Raw genomic sequence first — 16,742 nt, 5'->3', positions numbered from 1 at the left:
GTGGCGTCATCCCCCCTGTCGTTCAAAGATAGCGCGCCGCCGTCTCACGGATCAGCGCGATCATGTTGGGGATGCCTTGCGTGCGGTTGGAGGAAAGCTGGTTCTTGAGGTCGAACGGCGCCAGAGCGCCCTCAATATCAGCGTCCGCCACTTGGCGCGGGCTTTGGTCCTGAACGGTCTTGAGCACCAGCGCGATGATGCCCTTGGTGATTGCGGCGTTGCTGTCCGCAAGGAAATGCAGCCGCCCGTCTTCCATGCGTTGAGGATAGACCCAGACGGCGGCTGAGCATCCGCGCACCAGAGTCGCGTCGGTCTTGAGCGCGTCGGGCATCGCTTCAAGCGCGCGCCCCAGCTCGATCAGCAGGCGATAGCGGTCGTCAGGCTCGAGGAACTCATATTCCTCATATATCTCGGAAAGTGCGGTCATGCCGGCCGCTATAAACGCAAAACGGGGAGAAGGAAGCGTTCGCCGCCTTCTCCCCGCATTTTCCCCTGTTTAAACGCGCTTTGCGTCAGCCGTTGTTGGCGTTGACCATGGCATAGAGCATCGCGAGCGAGAGCAATGTGTTGGTGCGCGAGAACATCATCGCGCGGGTCGCCGCCGCCGCCTTGGTGGCGTCGTCCGCCTCGACGAGACCCAGCGCCTTCTGCTGCGCCGGCCAGATCACGAACCAGACGTTGAATGCCATGATGAGCGCCAGCCACATGCCGATGCCGATCAGCTTGAACGGCTCCTGCAGGCTCAGCGCCTCAACCAGATAGCCCGAAAGATAGGCGACGATAAGGCCGGTCAGCACCGTGAAAGCCGCGCCCCAGCGGAAAAAGAACAAAGCGGAGGGCGCAATATGCTTGGAGACACCCGGCTTCAGCTCAGCCGGAATTTTCGGCATGGTCGGAATCTGCACGAAATTGAAATAATAGAGCAGGCCGATCCATGTGATACCGAAGAACAGGTGCAACCAGCGAAACACCGCGTTGGCTGTCACCATATCAGCATGCGCGCCGAACATTACCGCAAGCGCCAGCACCAGGCCGGCAACCAGCACCATATGAAGATTTCCGAAAAACTTGGTCATGGCTTCCCCCATGCTATGATTTTGAATTCACCGCGGCCTCCAGCGCCGCTGTGCCCGAGGTTTATTCCAAGATGAACGGATTGTCACACAGTTAATGCGTTTCGTCGCACGTGGCGTTAGCAGAACTTACCATGACGCAATAAAATCCGCCGGAGCCGGACATTCTTCCCGGTCGGAGCGTTGGAGGCGTTCACAAAGATCCTCCAACCCTGACACAGGACAATCCCATGGCTTTCACGCTTCCCGATCTTCCATATTCCAAAGACGCCTTCGGTGACTATCTCTCCGCCGAGACCTTCGACTATCATCACGGCAAGCACCATCTGGCTTATGTGACCAAGGCGAACGAGCTGATTGCGGCCGATCCGGCGTTGCAGGGCAAGTCGCTGGTGGAACTCATCCGATCGTCCTCGGGAACGCTGTTCAATCAGGTGGGGCAGATCTGGAACCACAGCTTCTACTGGCAGTGCCTCAGCCCGCAGCCGACACAGCCCAGCGGTCGTCTTGAAACGATGATCGACGAAGCCTTCGGCTCTCTCAACGCACTGGTGGGCAAGTTGAAGGCCGAGGCCGTGGGGCATTTCGCGTCCGGTTGGGCGGCGCTCAACCTCAAGGATGGAAAGCTCGAAGTGACCTCCTATCATGACGCCGACACGCCGGTCGCGCACGAGGGCGTGCAGCCGCTTTTCATCCTCGATGTGTGGGAACACGCCTACTATATCGACTATCGCAACGCCCGGCCGGACTATGCCGAGGCGCTGCTCCGCAACGCCGTTAACTGGGATTTCGTCGGGCAGAATCTGGATGGCGACGGCGCCGCCCGCGCTGACCAGCCAGGCTGAAAGGAGCGAGGGAGGGCAGGTGTCACATGCAGTTGCGAAGGCGTGACCGCTTGCCCTGCCGCGCCCCGCGCTCCATAACGGCTACATGATCGATCCTTCGCTCCTCACCGCTGGCACGCAGCTCTATCTCCGCCCGATCTGGTTTGCTGAAAGTCCGGTGGGGCTGGACGGCCAGACCGCGCGCATGGGCGGTGGCCTCATCTGGTTTCAGGGCTATGAGGTCACCTCGCGCGCGGAGGGGACGATCCAGCGTCACCGCGTCTCCGTGGCCGAGTTCGATGATTGGTGCGCACATCTGATCGCGCCACTTGCGGAGCGGGTGGCGCAGCTTGCGCGCAACATCACCGCGATTCGCCCGCCGATCGCGCTTCGCGACCGCATGATCCGCTTCGATGTGCCTCAGGTTATGGGCATAATGAACATGACGCCGGACAGCTTCTCTGACGGTGGCAAGCATCTGGATGACGCGCAGGCGGCGGCCGACGCGGGTTTTGCGATGGCGGCTGCGGGGGCGGCGATCATAGACGTCGGCGGCGAATCCACCCGCCCCCGCGCCGAAAAGGTCTGGGAGGGAGACGAGATCGCCCGCGTTGTTCCCGTGATCGAGCGATTGGCCGCCAGTGGAGTGCCGGTCAGCATCGATACGCGCAAGGCCGCGGTGATGGAGGCGGCGCTGGCGGCGGGCGCGGGCCTGATCAACGATATATCCGCCCTGGCGCACGATCCGCGCAGCATGGAGGTAGTGGCGCGGGCGGGGTGCCCGGTGGTGTTGATGCACAGCCCCTCGGCCGGTGACGATCCGCATGCGGGCGGTAGCTATCAGGATGCCGTACTCGATGTGTATGATGCGCTGGAGGCGCGGATAGCAGCCTGTGTCGCGGCAGCGATCCCGCAGGACAAGATTGTCGTCGATCCGGGACTAGGCTTCGGCAAGTCGCTCGCCGACAACCTCGCCATCATGAATAGGCTGGCGCTGTTTCAGGGGCTGGGCGTGCCTGTGTTGCTGGGAGCAAGCCGCAAGCGGATGATCGGTGCGCTGTCAAACGAAGCCCCGGCGGATGCGCGGCTCGGCGGTTCGCTCGCGCTCGGCATGCGCGGGGTGGAGCAGGGCGCGCAGATACTGCGCGTGCACGATGTGCGCGAGACGGTGCAGGCGGTGCATGTGTGGCGAGGGCTGCGCGACGCCGCGCTGGTCGGCTAGGGGCTGTGGGGATTCAGTTCATATAGGCCTGCAAAGCGCAATTTTCTGCGCTTTGGTGCTCACGTACCTTTAAGTACGCTGCGCTCCGATGCTCGAAAATCCCCCTTTTGCCCTGCGGTCGCCTGCGGCCCCGGCTCCATCTGAACTGAATCCCCACGGCCCCTAGGGCAGCAGCGTAATCTGCTCATAGAGCTGTTCGACCGCGCGAACATGTCCCTCGGTATCGAACAGCGGCGCGGAGAGCCGGTTGGCCGCAAGCCGCGCGCGCAGGTCGGCAAGGCGCTGCGGGTTGGTGGCGAGATCGAGCGCCAAGGCTTCATAGTCTTCGCGCGTTTGCGTCACCAGTTCGGGCAAATCCACCGCATAGAGCAGGCTGCCCGCAACGCGGGCCGCAAAGCTCTGCCCCATGCAGGTCAGCACCGGCAGGCCGCCCCACAGGGCATCGCTCGCGGTCGTGTGCGCGTTCACCGCAAAGGTATCGAGGAACAGATCGGCCAGATGCTGGCGGGCAAGGTGCTGTTCCACCGGCAAGGCGCCGGCAAATACGAGGCGCCGCGCATCAATGCCGCGCTTTTCCGCTTCGTTGCGCAGATTGTCCTCGGCCCAGCGGTTGCTCCGGTAGAGCCACAGCACGCTGCCTGGTACCTGCCCGAGCAGCCGCATCCAGATATCGAACTCCTGCATCGTGATCTTGTAGCTGGCGTTGAAGCAGGCGAAGACGAACGCATTTTCCGGCAGGCCAGCCTCGGCGCGGGTGAACATGTGGTCAGCGATGGCGCGGCGGTTGTCGTTGGGCTGATAGCAATGCGGCAGGTACAGCACATTCTCTGAATAGTGCGGGCGTTGCGCCTGCGGGATCACGATGGGGTCGGCAATGATGTGATCAATGAACTCCGCCCCGCTGGTGCCGGGATAGCCGAGATAGTTTACCTGCGCCGGCGCTGCGCGATGCGCGAAAATGCCCATCCGCGTATTCTCTGTATGCCCCATCAGGTCGACTGCGATATCGATATCGAGGCTTCTCGCGAGTTTGGATATCGCTTCGTCGCCAAGATGATCGACCTGGTGAAACTCATCGACCGCCGACACCAGCCGTTGTCGCATGTCGTCGCGCGCGGCGGCACCATAGGAGAAGGCGTGAATCTCGAAACGCTCCCGGTCGTGTAATTCGAATAATCGGGCGATCAGATACATGACCGCATGCTCTCGAAAATCTGCCGAGAAATAGCCGATGCGGATCCTTCCACCCCGTTCGCGCGGCGGAAAGGCCGGGTCGCGGTCGGGGCCATAGCGCGCCGCGCTCCACGCTCGCGCGCCTTGCAGCTGGCGCGCAGGGTCATCGTCAAGCCGCAGCATGTAGAAGGGCGGCACGGCATCGTCGCCCGTCCCGAGCAGCGCAGGGCGGTTATCCTCGTCCCAGAGGCACATATGCGCCTTGAGCGTGCGCACTTCGCTCATGGCAAGGGCCGAGCCGGGGTTGAGACAGAGGGCCTGTTGGTGGCTGGCGAGCGCGTCATCGAGCCGCTTCATATCCTTGAGGACACTGCCCTTGTTACTCCATGCGGCCACAAGCGCGGGGACGAAGGCAAGTGCCTGATCATAGCTGGCGACCGCCTCGTCAGGCCGCTTCAGCGTCTTGAGGGCGTTGCCGCGATTGACGAAGGCATCGGCGAAGTTCGGACGCAGCGCGATGGCCCGATCAAAATCGGCAAGCGCCTCGTCTGCCCGATGAAGGCCCATCAGCGTGTTACCGCGATTGTTATAAGCTTCCGCCAGACCGGGATTGAGCCGGAGGGCGGCATCTGCGCTGGTGAGCGCGTCTTCCCAGCGACCCAGCCTGGTGAGGGCTATGCCCCGGTTCATATGGGCTTCGGCATAATCAGGGTTGAAGCCGAGCGCCCGGTCAAAGCTGTCGACGGCATCTGGCAACCGCCTGCTGGCAATCAGCGCGATACCCCGGTTGTTGAGCGCCTCAAAATAGTCTGGCGCCAGCGCCAGCGCCTGATCGTAATGCGCTATCGCCTCCTGAAATTGGGCCATCGCCGCATGCAGCGCGCCCGCGATGTTATGGAGCACCTCGCTTTGGGAACAGCAGTCGAGCAAGGCGGTCGCCTGTGCCAGCGCCTCTGGAAAACGTCCGGCAGCGTAGAGCGACACGATCTCGTCCAGAGCCTCGGTCGGCGGTGCCAACTCCTGCGGCGCGGGCTCATGCAGTGCCGCAAGGGCCTGCAGGATCGCCGGGTTTCCCGGAGCCACTGTAAGCAGCTCGCGGTACACCATTTCCGCCTCGGCGCGAGGAAGGGTGCCCGCCAGTTCCAGCGCCTGGTCGATCAATATCTGCAATGTTTTGCCCCTCTGCCACGTTCACGCCCGCGCTTCAGGGACGCGAGGCAGGGGCATGGTAAATTTTTGCGGTTAATTCTTGTTTACCAGCCCTGCCGCAATCGCTGATTTTATAGAAGCAGTAGGTCGTAAGGGCGTCGATTCTGGCCCGGACATCACTGATCAAGGCAACGGCGCCAGCAGAGCGGGGGGCGCGGCGCGCGAGACGACTTCGCGCAACGTAAACAATGACTGCATGCGCACCACGCCCGGCAGCTCGGACAATTCGGTCCGGTGGATCCGCTCGAAGTCGGGCAGGTCGCGCGCGCGCAGGGTTATCAGATAGTCCTCCCCGCCCGATAGCAGATGGCATGACATGACTGAGGGGCACAGCGCTACCGCCCGTTCGAACGCGGCAAGGGTTTCCTGGCTCTGTCGCTCCAGCTGGATCAACACCATCACCAGCACGCCGAAGCCAAAACGCCCGAAATCCAGCTCTGCGTGATAGCCCTTGATCAGGCCCTTTTCCTGCAGCTGGCGCTGTCGCCGCCCGGCGGCCGGGCCAGAGAGGTTAGCGGCCTCGCCCAGCTCGGCCTGGGTCGCCACGCCGTTTTCGAGCAGTGTCGCGAGGATCTTGCGATCAAAACCATCTATGATCATTTTGTGCGTCTCCCTGAGAAAAGGCGATCAATATACGAGCAAATAGGGGGAATATCATTAAAAGTTGAACAGATTTTGTCGCCGATCCGTGATATAGATGAACACTGCATTATTGCGGGAGAGTGGCGATGTTGGTCGGCGTTCCCAAGGAAATCAAAAAGCAGGAGGCTCGCGTCGGTCTGACCCCTGCTGCGGTGCGCGAATATGTCGCGCATGGGCACACGGTTCTGGTCGAGACCGGGGCGGGCGCGGGCATTGGCGCGGACGATGCAGCCTATGCCCAGGCAGGCGCGACCATTGCCGCCGATGCCGCGCAGGTGTTCGCCGCCGCCGAGATGATCGTCAAGGTCAAGGAGCCGCAACCTGGCGAGTGGGCGCAGTTGCGGGAAGGGCAGATACTCTTCACCTATCTTCACCTCGCGCCCGATCCAGAGCAGACGCGCGGCCTGCTGGACAGTGGCGTCACGGCCGTCGCCTATGAAACCGTCACCGAGGGCAACGGCCTGCCCCTGCTCGCGCCGATGAGCGAGGTGGCCGGGCGCCTGTCGATCGAGGCGGCAGCGACTGCCTCGCGCGCCTATAACGGCGGTAACGGCTTGCTGATGGGCGGGGTTCCGGGCGTGGCACCGGCGCGCGTGGTTGTGCTGGGCGGCGGCGTCGTGGGCACGCACGCCGCGCGCATGGCTGTGGGCCTCGGGGCCGAAGTGTCGATCGTGGAACGTTCCCTCCCGCGCCTGCGTGCACTGGATGAGCTGTTCGGAGGAAGGGTGCGCACACGCTTCTCTACGCTGGATGGTATCGAAGAGGAAATCCGGCAGGCGGATGTAGTGATCGGCTCGGTGCTTGTGCCGGGCGCGAGCGCGCCCAAGCTGATTACGCGCGATATGCTGGCGCTCATGAAACCGCGCACGGTGCTGGTTGATGTCGCGATCGACCAGGGCGGCTGCTTCGAGACCAGCCACGCCACCACCCATGCTGAGCCGACCTATGAGGTTGATGGCATCATCCACTATTGCGTCGCCAACATGCCGGGCAGCGTGCCGCGCACGTCCAGCCACGCGCTCAATAATGCAACCTTGCCTTACGGTCTGGCATTGGCAGATGGTGGCGTGGGGGGGATTGTGAAGAATGCGGGCCTTGTTTCAGGCCTCTCCGTTCATAGAGGCCAGCTCACCAGCGCCCCCGTCGCCAAAAGTCTTGGTCTAAACCATATTGACGCCGCGACGGCATTGAATGCGCGCTAATTTGAATAAGCTCTAAGTTGCCGTTGTCGCCGGGCGACGTTCAGCCACGCCAGGAACCGCATCTTGGCAGGCACGCACAAGAATGCCCAGCAAGAACCTGTTTTATTTGGAAAATTGTGGCTCCCCGAGTAGGATTCGAACCTACGGCCATTCGATTAACAGTCGAATGCTCTACCGCTGAGCTATCGGGGAGCAGCCCGCTCTCGCTGGGCAGGCCGCGCCTATAGCAGCGCCTTTCGCGGGAAGGCAAGGCCATTCTGCCACAGCGCGGGCAAATAATGGCAACGGCCGGTCAGGCGATAAACTGCTCGGCCGCGATCCGGTCATCCAGCGTATGTTCGGGATCGAACAACAGGGTGAGCGGGGTAGCCCGGTCTATCGCCACCTCGACCGAGCTGACGTCGCGCACCTCGCGCTGGTCGGCCACCGCACTGACCGGACGTTTTTCAGCCTCCAGTATCTTGAAGCTCACCCGCGTGCTCTCCGGCAGGATCGCGCCGCGCCAGCGCCGGGGGCGAAACGGGCTGATCGGCGTCAATGCTATGAGGCCGGAGCCTAGCGGGAGGATCGGGCCATGGGCCGAAAGATTATAGGCGGTTGAACCAGCCGGGGTTGCCACCAACACGCCGTCACACACCAGCTCGGGTAGGGCGACCCTGCCGTTGACCGAGACCTCCACCCGCGCGGTCTGGCGGGTTTCGCGCAGCAAAGAGACTTCGTTGATCGCGGGCAACGAGATATCCTCGCCGTCCACGGTCATCACCGTCATGCGCAGGGGATTGACCTTGAACTCCTTGGCGGCGGCAATGCGCTGTTCGAGGCGCTCCAGCCGCCATTCATTCATCAGGAAGCCGACCGTCCCGAGGTTCATGCCGAACACCGGCTTGATGCTGCGCGCTTCGAGCATCTGGTGCAGCACCTGAAGCATGAAGCCATCGCCGCCCAGCGCGACAATCATCTCGGCTTCGCCTTCCGGCACGAATTCATAGGATCCGCGCAACCGCTCCTCCGCCGCGCGGGCGGCAGGGGTGGGCGACACCAGCAGCGCCCTGCTCATCCGCCGGTGACGTTCATGTGGCGACGGGTCTGGCCATAGGTGCCGTCGGGACCGATGGCGAAGCCATGAGCCAGCGGCTTGGCGATGAGCGCCCGGTCGAGCGCGTCATCCACCGCCTCGCCCCCCCCGGTGCGATAGGCAGTCTTGAGGTCGACATGGTCCTCATGGCCGAGGCACATGAAGATCTTGCCCTCGCACGTGAGGCGCATGCGGTTGCAGCCTGCGCAGAAATTGTTGCTCAGCGGCGTGATGAGGCCGAGGCGGATATGCTCCATGCCTTGGGCCGAGAAATAGCGCGCGGGGCCGCCGCTGCGATAGGTCAGGGGGGAGAGCGGATGGCTAGCCTCGATCTGCGTCACCGCCTCGCCAAGTGGCAGATAGCGGTCCGTCCGGTCCTCGCCGGTATCGCCCAGAGGCATCGTCTCGATCAGCGTCAGGTCGTGCCCGTGATTAGCGCACCAGCGCAGCATGGGCAGGAACGCGTCGTCGTTAAAGCCTTTGAGCGCAACCATGTTGATCTTGACGCGCAGCCCCGCTGCCTTCGCCGCTGCGATCCCGCCCAGCACCTTGTCGAGGTCGCCGCCGCGCGTGATAAATGCAAATCGCTCCGGGTCGAGGCTATCGAGGCTGACGTTGATCCGACGCATCCCAGCATCGAACAGCGCCTCGGCATGTTCGGCCAGGTGCGTGCCGTTGGTGGTGAGCGTAAGCTCGTCAAGCCCGCCGCCGTCCAGATGCCGTCCGATCCGCCGCGCTAGTTCCATGAAATCGCGACGCACCAGCGGTTCGCCGCCCGACAGGCGGATTTTGCGCACCCCGCGCGCGATGAACCTGTCCGCGATAATCGCGATTTCTTCCAGGCTCAGCACCTCGTTGCGCGGCAGGAAGGTCATCTTCTCGGCCATGCAATAGCGGCAGCGCAGATCGCACCGGTCGGTCACGGAAATGCGCAGATATTCGATCCGGCGGCCAAAGCCATCGGTCATGGAGTGGTTGATCGGGGCGGCAGCGCTACGCATGGCGCATAGCTAGGCCATGCCGGGGGCCTGCGCAAGGGCCGCACACACTTGCCCGCGCGCTAAGCGATGAGTAACCTCATGGGTATATGGCGTTTTGATGGACGCACTCTCTGACGCGCGGCGGCACAGCTGAATGACGGATGATCATAGTGACTTAGACGCGCTGACGGGGCTGGCTTCGCGCAGCAGCGCGCGCGACTGGCTGGACCGGCGGCTGGCTCCGGGCGGCGGTGGCGGGGTCGGCGCGTGCATACTCATCGGCATCAGCCAGTTCGCCAGCGTCAACGCCGCCTATGGGCACCAGATGGGCGACGCCATTTTGCTGCGCGTAGCACAGGCGATCACAGCGCGGCTGGAGGGAATATTGGGCAGCGAGGCCCTCATCGCGCGTATGAGTGGGACAGAGTTTCTCGTCGCTTTCCCCGCATCGCTCGAAGTGGCGGCGGAGGATATCGCCCGCCTCATATTGTCGGCGGTCTCGCGCCCGTTCATGGCGGAAGACAGCATGATCAGGCTCACTGCGCGCTGCGGCATCGCCGCGCCGGTGGCGGGGGACGACCCCTCCGGCCTGCTGCGCCGCGCCACCGCTGCGCTGGCCGATGCGCGCCGCTCCGCCACCAGCGAGATTTGCGTGCGCTCCGGCCTGGTCCCCGGCGGCGATGAGCATGATCGGCTGGATGCTGATCTTCGGCTCGCGCTGGATCGCGGAGAGATCGGCATCGTCTATCAGCCGCAATATGACAGCCTCAACGATGCGATCATCGGCGTAGAGGCACTCGCGCGCTGGAACCATGCGCAACTGGGCCAGCTGGACGCCGGAACCCTGTTCCAGGCGGCGGACCGCGCCGATTTCCTGCTACCGCTCTCCCGCCACATTCAGTGTCGCGCGCTGGAGGAGGCCGGGCAGTGGCCGGAAGGCCTGTCGAAACTGCGCCTGTCCATCAATGTGACGGCGGTAGACCTCGCGCAGGCGGACTTCACCGGCCACATGCTCGCCATGATCGATGCCAGCGGGTTCCCCCGTGAGCGCGTAACAGTGGAGATCACCGAGAGCGGCCTTATCGAGAATATCGAGCAGGCTGCTGCACTGCTCGCCGAGCTGCGCAAGGAGGGGCTGCGCGTCGCGATCGACGATTTCGGCACCGGCTATTCCAGCCTCGCCTATCTGAAGGCGCTGCATCCCGATTATCTGAAGATAGACCACAGCCTCAGCCGCGACATTCTCGGCACGCCGCGGGATCGCATCATATTGCGCGCCATCATATCGATGGCCAAGTCCCTGGCGCTCACGGTCATCACCGAAGGGGTGGAGAGCGAGGAACAGCTCACGCTGCTGGCGCGTGAGGGTTGCGACATCTATCAGGGCTTCCTGCGCTCGCGCCCGGTCACCAGCGCGGAGCTGGTGGAGATGGTGGAAAAGGCGGGTTAACCCGCCACCTTCGCCAATCCCTTGGAGAGCTGCAAACCCGCATGCAGGCGCGCGGCGCCGTCTTTCCACGCGCGGGTGATGACGAGCTTGTTGTCCGGCCGCAGCTTTGCGGTGCCCTGAAGCCGCTGCACATAGTCGATCAACCCGGCGGGGTTGCCGAACTGGTCGTTGTGGAAGGCCACCAGCGCGCCCTTGCCGCCGACATCGAGCCGCGCGATCCCTGCCTTCACGCAATTCTGCTTGATGCGGATGAGGGTCAGCAGATTTTCGGTGGCGGTGGGCAGCTTGCCGAACCGGTCGATCAACTCCGCCGCGAACGCCTCAACCCCGCGCGCATCCTCCAGATCGTTGAGGCGACGATACAGGCCCATGCGCAGGTCAAGATCGGGCACATAATCCTCGGGGATCTGCACCGGCGCGTCGATCGTGATCTGCGGCGAGTAGGCATCACGCGGCACGAAGTCGGTCGAACCACCGGATTTCGCCTCCAGGATCGCTTCCTCCAGCATCGACTGATACAGCTCGAACCCCACCTCCTTGATGTGGCCGGATTGCTCATCTCCCACCAGATTGCCCGCGCCGCGAATATCGAGGTCATGGCTCGCAAGCTGGAATCCAGCACCCAGCGTATCGAGGTCTGACAGCACCTTGAGGCGCTTTTCTGCTGTCTCGGTGATGATCCGGTCGGCGGGCGTGGTGAAATAGGCATATGCGCGCGTCTTGCTGCGTCCAACCCGGCCGCGCAGCTGATAAAGCTGGGCGAGGCCAAAGCGATCCGCCCGGTGGATGATCAGCGTGTTGGCGCTCGGTATGTCCAGCCCGCTCTCGACGATGGTGGTGGAGAGCAGCACGTCATATTTCTTGTCGTAAAAAGCGGACATGCGCTCTTCCACTTCGCCCGCCGCCATCTGGCCATGGGCGACGACAGGCTTCACCTCCGGCACCTGCTCGCGCAGGAAGTCTTCGATTTCGGTGAGGTCCGTGATGCGCGGGACGACGAAAAAGCTCTGCCCGCCGCGATAATGCTCGCGCAATAGCGCCTCGCGGATTACCACGCCGTCCCACGGCATCACATAGGTGCGCACCGCGAGACGATCGACCGGTGGAGTCTGGATCACCGACAGCTCGCGCAGGCCGCTCATCGCCATCTGCAATGTGCGCGGGATCGGCGTCGCCGTCAGCGTCAGCACATGCACGTCGGTCTTCAATTGCTTCAGCCGCTCCTTGTGAACAACGCCGAAGCGCTGCTCTTCGTCCACGATCACGAGGCCGAGGCGCTTGAATTCCAGCCCCTTGGTAAGCAGCGCATGGGTGCCGACGACGATGTCGATCGTGCCGTCTGCCAGCCCTTCCTTGGTCTTGGCGGCCTCGGCGGCGGGCACGAGGCGGGAAAGGCGACCGATGTTGAGCGGGAAACCGGCGAACCGCTCTACGAAATGGCGGTGATGCTGGCGCGCGAGCAGGGTGGTAGGGCAGATCAGCGCCACCTGCATGCCCGCCATCGCCGCGACGAACGCCCCGCGCAGCGCCACCTCGGTCTTGCCGAAGCCGACATCGCCGCACACCAGCCGGTCCATCGGCCTGCCGGCGCTCAGATCCTCAATCACATCGGCGATCGCGCGGTCCTGATCCTCGGTCTCGTCATAGGGAAAGCGGTCGACGAACGCGGGGTAGCCGCCGCTGTCCGGCTCGGCCACCGGTGCAGGACGCAGCGCGCGCGCCGCCGCCACTTTCAGCAGCTCACCCGCGATCTCGCGGATGCGCTCCTTCATCCGCGCCTTGCGCCGCTGCCACGCCTCGCCGCCCAGTCGATCGAGCGCTACGCCCTCATTCTCCGCGCCATAGCGCGAGAGGACATCGAGATTCTCGACCGGCACATAGAGCTTGTCGCCGCCCGCATATTCCAATGCCACGCAGTCATGGGGCGCGTTGCCGACGGGGATCGAGGTCAGTCCCTCATATTTGCCGATGCCATGATCGGCGTGGACGACAAGATCGCCCGGCGTCAGCGTCGCCAGCTCGGCGAGGAAGGCGTCTGTACTCTTCTTGCGCTTGGCGCGCCGCACCAGCCGGTCGCCCAGCATGTCCTGCTCGGTCAACAGCGTGACGTCGGCGGTGGTAAAGCCGTGGTCGAGCGGCAGCACGACGAGCGCCGTCGCGCCCTTGGCGGCCAGTCCCTGCGCTTCTTGCCAGCTGTCGGCCTGAGCGAGCGCGCCCGCCTTGTGCTCGGTCAACAGGCCGGAAAGCCGCTCCCGCGCGCCGCCGGAATAGCTGGCGATGATGATCTTGCGGCTTTGTCCGGTATCTTTGGCCTTGCGCTGGTTCTCGATATGGACCGCAACCGCGTCATAGACATTGGCGTTCTGCGCGCGCTCGGGCGCAAAATCCCGCGCGGCATCGACCCCGAAATCGACCACCGACCCGCTTTCCGGTTCATGGAAGGGCGAGGTGATGTGCATGGGCTGCGCGGTGATCGCGCCGTCCCACTCCGCGCGCGTGAGATAGAGCTGGTCCGGCTCAAGCGGGCGATAGCTGCCCGGATCGCCCTTCAATGCCGCCACCCGGTTGGCGTGATAATCGGTGATCGCCTCCAGCCGGGACTGCGCCGCGCCGGTCACGCCGCCATCGCGCACCACCAGCGCATCCGCACCCCAATGGTCGGCGAGCGGCACGAGGCGTTCTTCAAACAGGGGCAGCCAGTGCTCCATGCCGGCCAGCCGCCGCCCATCGCTCACCGCCTGATAGAGCGGATCGCCGGTGGCGGATGCACCGAACAGTTCCCGATAGCGTCCACGGAAGCGCTTGATCGTCTCTTCGTCCAACAGCGCTTCGGATGCGGGCAGCACGGTAAAGCTCGGCACGTCGCCGGTCGAGCGCTGGGTGTGCGGATCGAAGCTGCGCAACGTCTCTATCTCGTCGCCGAAGAAATCGAGGCGTAGCGGCTCTTTCGCGCCGCCGGGGAATAGATCGACAATGCCGCCGCGCACCGCATATTCGCCAGCATCGTGCACGGTATCCGTGCGGCTGTATCCGTTCGCCTGAAGCAGTTTCGTCAGCGTTTCGATCGCGATACGCTCATTGGGCGCGAGCCTCGCCACAAGCTGTCGCACGCGAAACGGCGTGAGCGTCTTTTGCAGCACCGCCGCCGCCGTCGTGAGCACCAACTGCGGCCCTTTGACCGGTGCCTGCAAGGCGTGCAGCCCGGCCAGCCTCTGCGCCGCACTGCGCAGCGAGGGCGACGCGCGGTCATAGGGCAGGCAGTCCCAAGCCGGGATGGTCACAACCTCCAGCTCCGGCGCGAACCACGCGGCCGCATCCGCCACGGCCAGCATCGCCTGCTCGTCCGGCGCGATGAACACGGCCCGGCGCGCGGAGCCGCCACCCGCAGCCGCGCGCGCCAGGTCGCTGAGCAACAGGGGCAAGAACCCGTTCGGCGCACCTGCCAGCGTCAGCGGCGCGCGGGAAGAGAGGATGCGGTTAAGATCGGTCATTTGGGGATCGAGATAAAATCCAGCTTCTTGAATTGGTCCATCAAAGACCCGTCAAACCGCTCGGGCACCAAGGCCGTTCCCAGCCCCCATGCCATGATGTCGACATCCTGCTCTTCCAGCAGCTCCTCGAACCACGCGATCTCCGCCTCGCCCCAGCCAGCGCCATAGCGGTCGAAGAAGCCGCCGACCATGTAATCGGCCTCGCGCGTGCCGCGATGCCATGCGCGGAAATGGAGGCGGCGCAGGCGGGGATCGTCTTGCATGGCTTCTTGGGTCCCAGAGGTGTTTGCTCCCGCCATCGGGCTGAGCTAAGCAAGCCCGCATAGCTATGAGACCCGAACTTCTCAATCCGCTGTTTGCCGAAATTTCGGTGCTGAAGGGCGTGGGCAACGCGCTGTCGAAGCCGCTCGACCGGCTGGGCCTCACCAAGATGGTCGATCTCGCCTTCCATCTGCCGACCGGCTGGGTGGAGCGGCACCGCGTTTCGCGGCTTGATCACAACGATATCGGCCGCACCATCATCATCACACTGACCCCCACCGATTATCGCGCGGGGGGTTCGCCTCGCGCGCCGTTCCGCGTCTGGGCGGTCGATGGCGCGGGCAACGGCGTGGCGCTGGTCTATTTCGGCAAAAACAGCGGTTGGCCGCGCAAGCTGCTCCCCATCGGCGAACCGCGTGTCATTTCCGGCAAGCTGGAGGCCTATGGCGATCAGCTCCAGGTCATCCACCCGGATCATGTCGGCCTGCTCGAGGAGGCATTGCAGATACCGGTGATGGAGCCGGTCTATCCGCTGTCCGAAGGGATCACCAACGCCCGCATGCGCGACCTTGTGAGTGAGGCACTGTCGCGCGCGCCGGAGATGCCGGAGTGGATCGACGCTTCGGTGCTCGGTTCACACGGCTGGAAGGGCTGGCATGACAGTCTTTTGAGCGCCCACGCCAGCCCGAACAGCCGGGAGGCCCGCCGCCGCCTCGCCTATGACGAGATATTCTCCGGCCAGCTCGCGCTGATGCTGGTGCGCGCCGCCTCGCGCCAGCGCCGAGCCGAGCCGATCCGCCCAACCGGAGCCCTGCGCGATGCCGTGAAGCTGCCCTTCGCGCCGACAGGAGCGCAGCGCCGCTCGGTGGCGGAGATAGATGGCGATTGTGCGCAGAACCACCCGATGCTGCGGCTGTTGCAGGGCGATGTGGGAAGCGGCAAGACATGGGTCGCGCTGATGGCGCTGCTCGGCGCGGTCGAGAGCGGGATGCAGGGCGCGCTACTGGCGCCTACGGAGATCCTCGCGCGCCAGCATTATGAGACGTTGCGGAACATGCTCTCGGGCGTGCCGGTGAACATCGCGATCCTGACCGGGCGGGACAAGGGCAAGGCGCGCGAGGCGACGTTGATGGGACTCGCAGACGGCAGCATCGACATTCTCGTCGGTACGCACGCGATTTTTCAGGAGGCGGTGAGCTATCGCCATCTGGGGCTGGTTGTGATCGACGAGCAGCACCGGTTCGGGGTCGTCCAGCGCATGATGCTCGCCTCCAAGGCGCGGCTCAACCCCCATATGCTGGTGATGACGGCAACGCCGATCCCGCGTACGCTCACCCTTACATATTATGGCGACATGGAGGTGAGCCGTCTCGACGAAATGCCGCCCGGCCGCCAGCCGATCCGCACCACCGTCAGCTCTATCGACAAGCTGGTGGACGTGGTGGAGGGGCTGGGCCGCCATATTGCTGGCGGGGGGCAGGCCTATTGGGTGTGCCCGCTGGTCGAGGAAAGCGCGGTCTCCGATCAGGCGGCGGCAGAGGCGCGGGCGCAGGCGTTGCGTGCGCGCTTTGGCGACAAGGTGGCTCTGGTCCACGGGCGGATGAAGGGGCCGGAGAAAGACGCCGCAATGGCGCGATTCGCGAGCGGAGAGGCGAGCGTTCTGGTGGCAACCACCGTGATCGAGGTCGGCGTCGACGTACCCAACGCGACGCTGATGATCATCGAGGGCGCGGATCGCTTCGGGCTGGCCCAGCTGCACCAGTTGCGCGGGCGGGTAGGGCGCGGCGACAAGGCGTCCACCTGCCTTCTATTGCGCGGCAATGCGCTGTCCGAAACGGCGCGGGCGCGGCTTGCCCTGATGCGCGAGACCAACGACGGCTTCCGGATCGCCGAGGAAGATCTTCGCCTGCGCGGGGCAGGGGATTATCTGGGCACGCGTCAATCCGGCGAGCAGAAGTTCCGCCTTGCGGGCGATGCCGACATATCGGACCTCATAGACATGGCGCGGGACGACGCGCGCCTGCTGATAGAGCGCGACGGTGGGCTGGCCTCCGCGCGGGGTCAGGCGGCGCGCATGTGCCTCTATCTGTTTGAGCGGGATGCGGCGGTGGGATTGTTGAAGGCGGGGTGACGATCCGCC

General features: G+C 64.1%; 13 protein-coding genes and 1 tRNA gene. 5 read left to right on the top strand and 9 right to left on the bottom strand.

Going from position 1 to position 16,742, the window contains the following annotated elements:
• Positions 1-22 precede the first annotated feature (22 nt).
• Together OOT33_RS05510 and OOT33_RS05505 are read right to left on the bottom strand one after the other, a co-directional pair.
• On the bottom strand, positions 23-427 hold the full coding sequence (locus OOT33_RS05510) for a SufE family protein (protein WP_307748995.1): 405 nt from the start codon (positions 425-427) through the stop codon (positions 23-25).
• A gap of 85 nt (positions 428-512) precedes the next feature.
• Positions 513-1,076 (bottom strand): urate hydroxylase PuuD, encoded by a 564-nt coding sequence (locus OOT33_RS05505; RefSeq protein ID WP_307748994.1) that lies wholly within the window; start codon positions 1,074-1,076, stop codon positions 513-515.
• A 227-nt stretch (positions 1,077-1,303) separates the two neighbouring features.
• Here OOT33_RS05505 and OOT33_RS05500 point away from each other — a divergent pair, with 227 nt between their 5' ends.
• On the top strand, positions 1,304-1,918 hold the full coding sequence (locus tag OOT33_RS05500; RefSeq protein WP_307748993.1) for a Fe-Mn family superoxide dismutase: 615 nt from the start codon (positions 1,304-1,306) through the stop codon (positions 1,916-1,918).
• An 85-nt stretch (positions 1,919-2,003) separates the two neighbouring features.
• Positions 2,004-3,119, top strand: coding sequence for a dihydropteroate synthase (folP, locus tag OOT33_RS05495; RefSeq protein ID WP_307748992.1), 1,116 nt, complete (start codon positions 2,004-2,006; stop codon positions 3,117-3,119).
• A gap of 162 nt (positions 3,120-3,281) precedes the next feature.
• Here folP and OOT33_RS05490 read toward each other — a convergent pair whose 3' ends face one another.
• Entirely contained in the window at positions 3,282-5,462 is a 2,181-nt protein-coding gene (locus OOT33_RS05490) for a tetratricopeptide repeat protein (RefSeq protein WP_307748991.1), read from the bottom strand.
• Positions 5,463-5,624: 162 nt separating this feature from the next.
• Positions 5,625-6,101 carry an Lrp/AsnC ligand binding domain-containing protein gene (locus tag OOT33_RS05485; protein ID WP_307748990.1) on the bottom strand — a complete coding sequence of 159 codons (477 nt, stop codon included), beginning with the start codon at positions 6,099-6,101 and terminating at the stop codon, positions 5,625-5,627.
• A gap of 128 nt (positions 6,102-6,229) precedes the next feature.
• On the opposite strand from OOT33_RS05485, the gene ald reads away from it, so the two are divergent.
• Positions 6,230-7,345, top strand: coding sequence for an alanine dehydrogenase (gene ald, locus OOT33_RS05480; RefSeq protein WP_307748989.1), 1,116 nt, complete (start codon positions 6,230-6,232; stop codon positions 7,343-7,345).
• A gap of 117 nt (positions 7,346-7,462) precedes the next feature.
• On the opposite strand, the gene OOT33_RS05475 is transcribed toward ald, so the two are convergent.
• The 3 genes from OOT33_RS05475 to moaA all read right to left on the bottom strand — a co-directional run bounded on the left by OOT33_RS05475 (position 7,463) and on the right by moaA (position 9,421).
• Positions 7,463-7,537 (bottom strand) — tRNA-Asn (locus OOT33_RS05475).
• A 100-nt stretch (positions 7,538-7,637) separates the two neighbouring features.
• Positions 7,638-8,402 carry an NAD kinase gene (locus tag OOT33_RS05470; protein ID WP_307748988.1) on the bottom strand — a complete coding sequence of 255 codons (765 nt, stop codon included), beginning with the start codon at positions 8,400-8,402 and terminating at the stop codon, positions 7,638-7,640.
• Positions 8,399-9,421: a GTP 3',8-cyclase MoaA gene (gene moaA, locus OOT33_RS05465; RefSeq protein ID WP_307748987.1), complete on the bottom strand. Its 1,023-nt coding sequence runs from the start codon at positions 9,419-9,421 to the stop codon at positions 8,399-8,401. Before moaA ends, OOT33_RS05470 begins: the two co-directional genes overlap by 4 nt.
• Positions 9,422-9,554: 133 nt before the next feature.
• Here moaA and OOT33_RS05460 point away from each other — a divergent pair, with 133 nt between their 5' ends.
• A complete protein-coding gene (locus OOT33_RS05460) occupies positions 9,555-10,850 on the top strand; it encodes an EAL domain-containing protein (RefSeq protein WP_307748986.1) in 1,296 nt (431 codons plus the stop codon).
• On the opposite strand, the gene mfd is transcribed toward OOT33_RS05460, so the two are convergent.
• Positions 10,847-14,341, bottom strand: a complete 3,495-nt coding sequence (mfd, locus tag OOT33_RS05455) for a transcription-repair coupling factor (protein ID WP_307748985.1) — start codon at positions 14,339-14,341, stop codon at positions 10,847-10,849. The two genes, OOT33_RS05460 and mfd, sit on opposite strands and share 4 nt — an antisense overlap.
• The gene (locus OOT33_RS05450) at positions 14,338-14,604 is read right to left on the bottom strand and encodes a succinate dehydrogenase assembly factor 2 (protein WP_307748984.1); all 267 of its coding nucleotides are present in this window, start codon (positions 14,602-14,604) and stop codon (positions 14,338-14,340) included. Before OOT33_RS05450 ends, mfd begins: the two co-directional genes overlap by 4 nt.
• A 65-nt stretch (positions 14,605-14,669) precedes the next feature.
• On the opposite strand from OOT33_RS05450, the gene recG reads away from it, so the two are divergent.
• The gene (gene recG, locus OOT33_RS05445; RefSeq protein WP_307748983.1) at positions 14,670-16,733 is read left to right on the top strand and encodes an ATP-dependent DNA helicase RecG; all 2,064 of its coding nucleotides are present in this window, start codon (positions 14,670-14,672) and stop codon (positions 16,731-16,733) included.
• Positions 16,734-16,742 lie beyond the last annotated feature (9 nt).

It is taken from the genome of Sphingobium sp. DEHP117 (assembly GCF_030867385.1).
GTDB lineage: Bacteria > Pseudomonadota > Alphaproteobacteria > Sphingomonadales > Sphingomonadaceae > Sphingobium.
The sequence above is the reverse complement of the archived record's forward strand: the minus strand, read 5'-3'. Positions and strand labels throughout refer to the sequence as shown.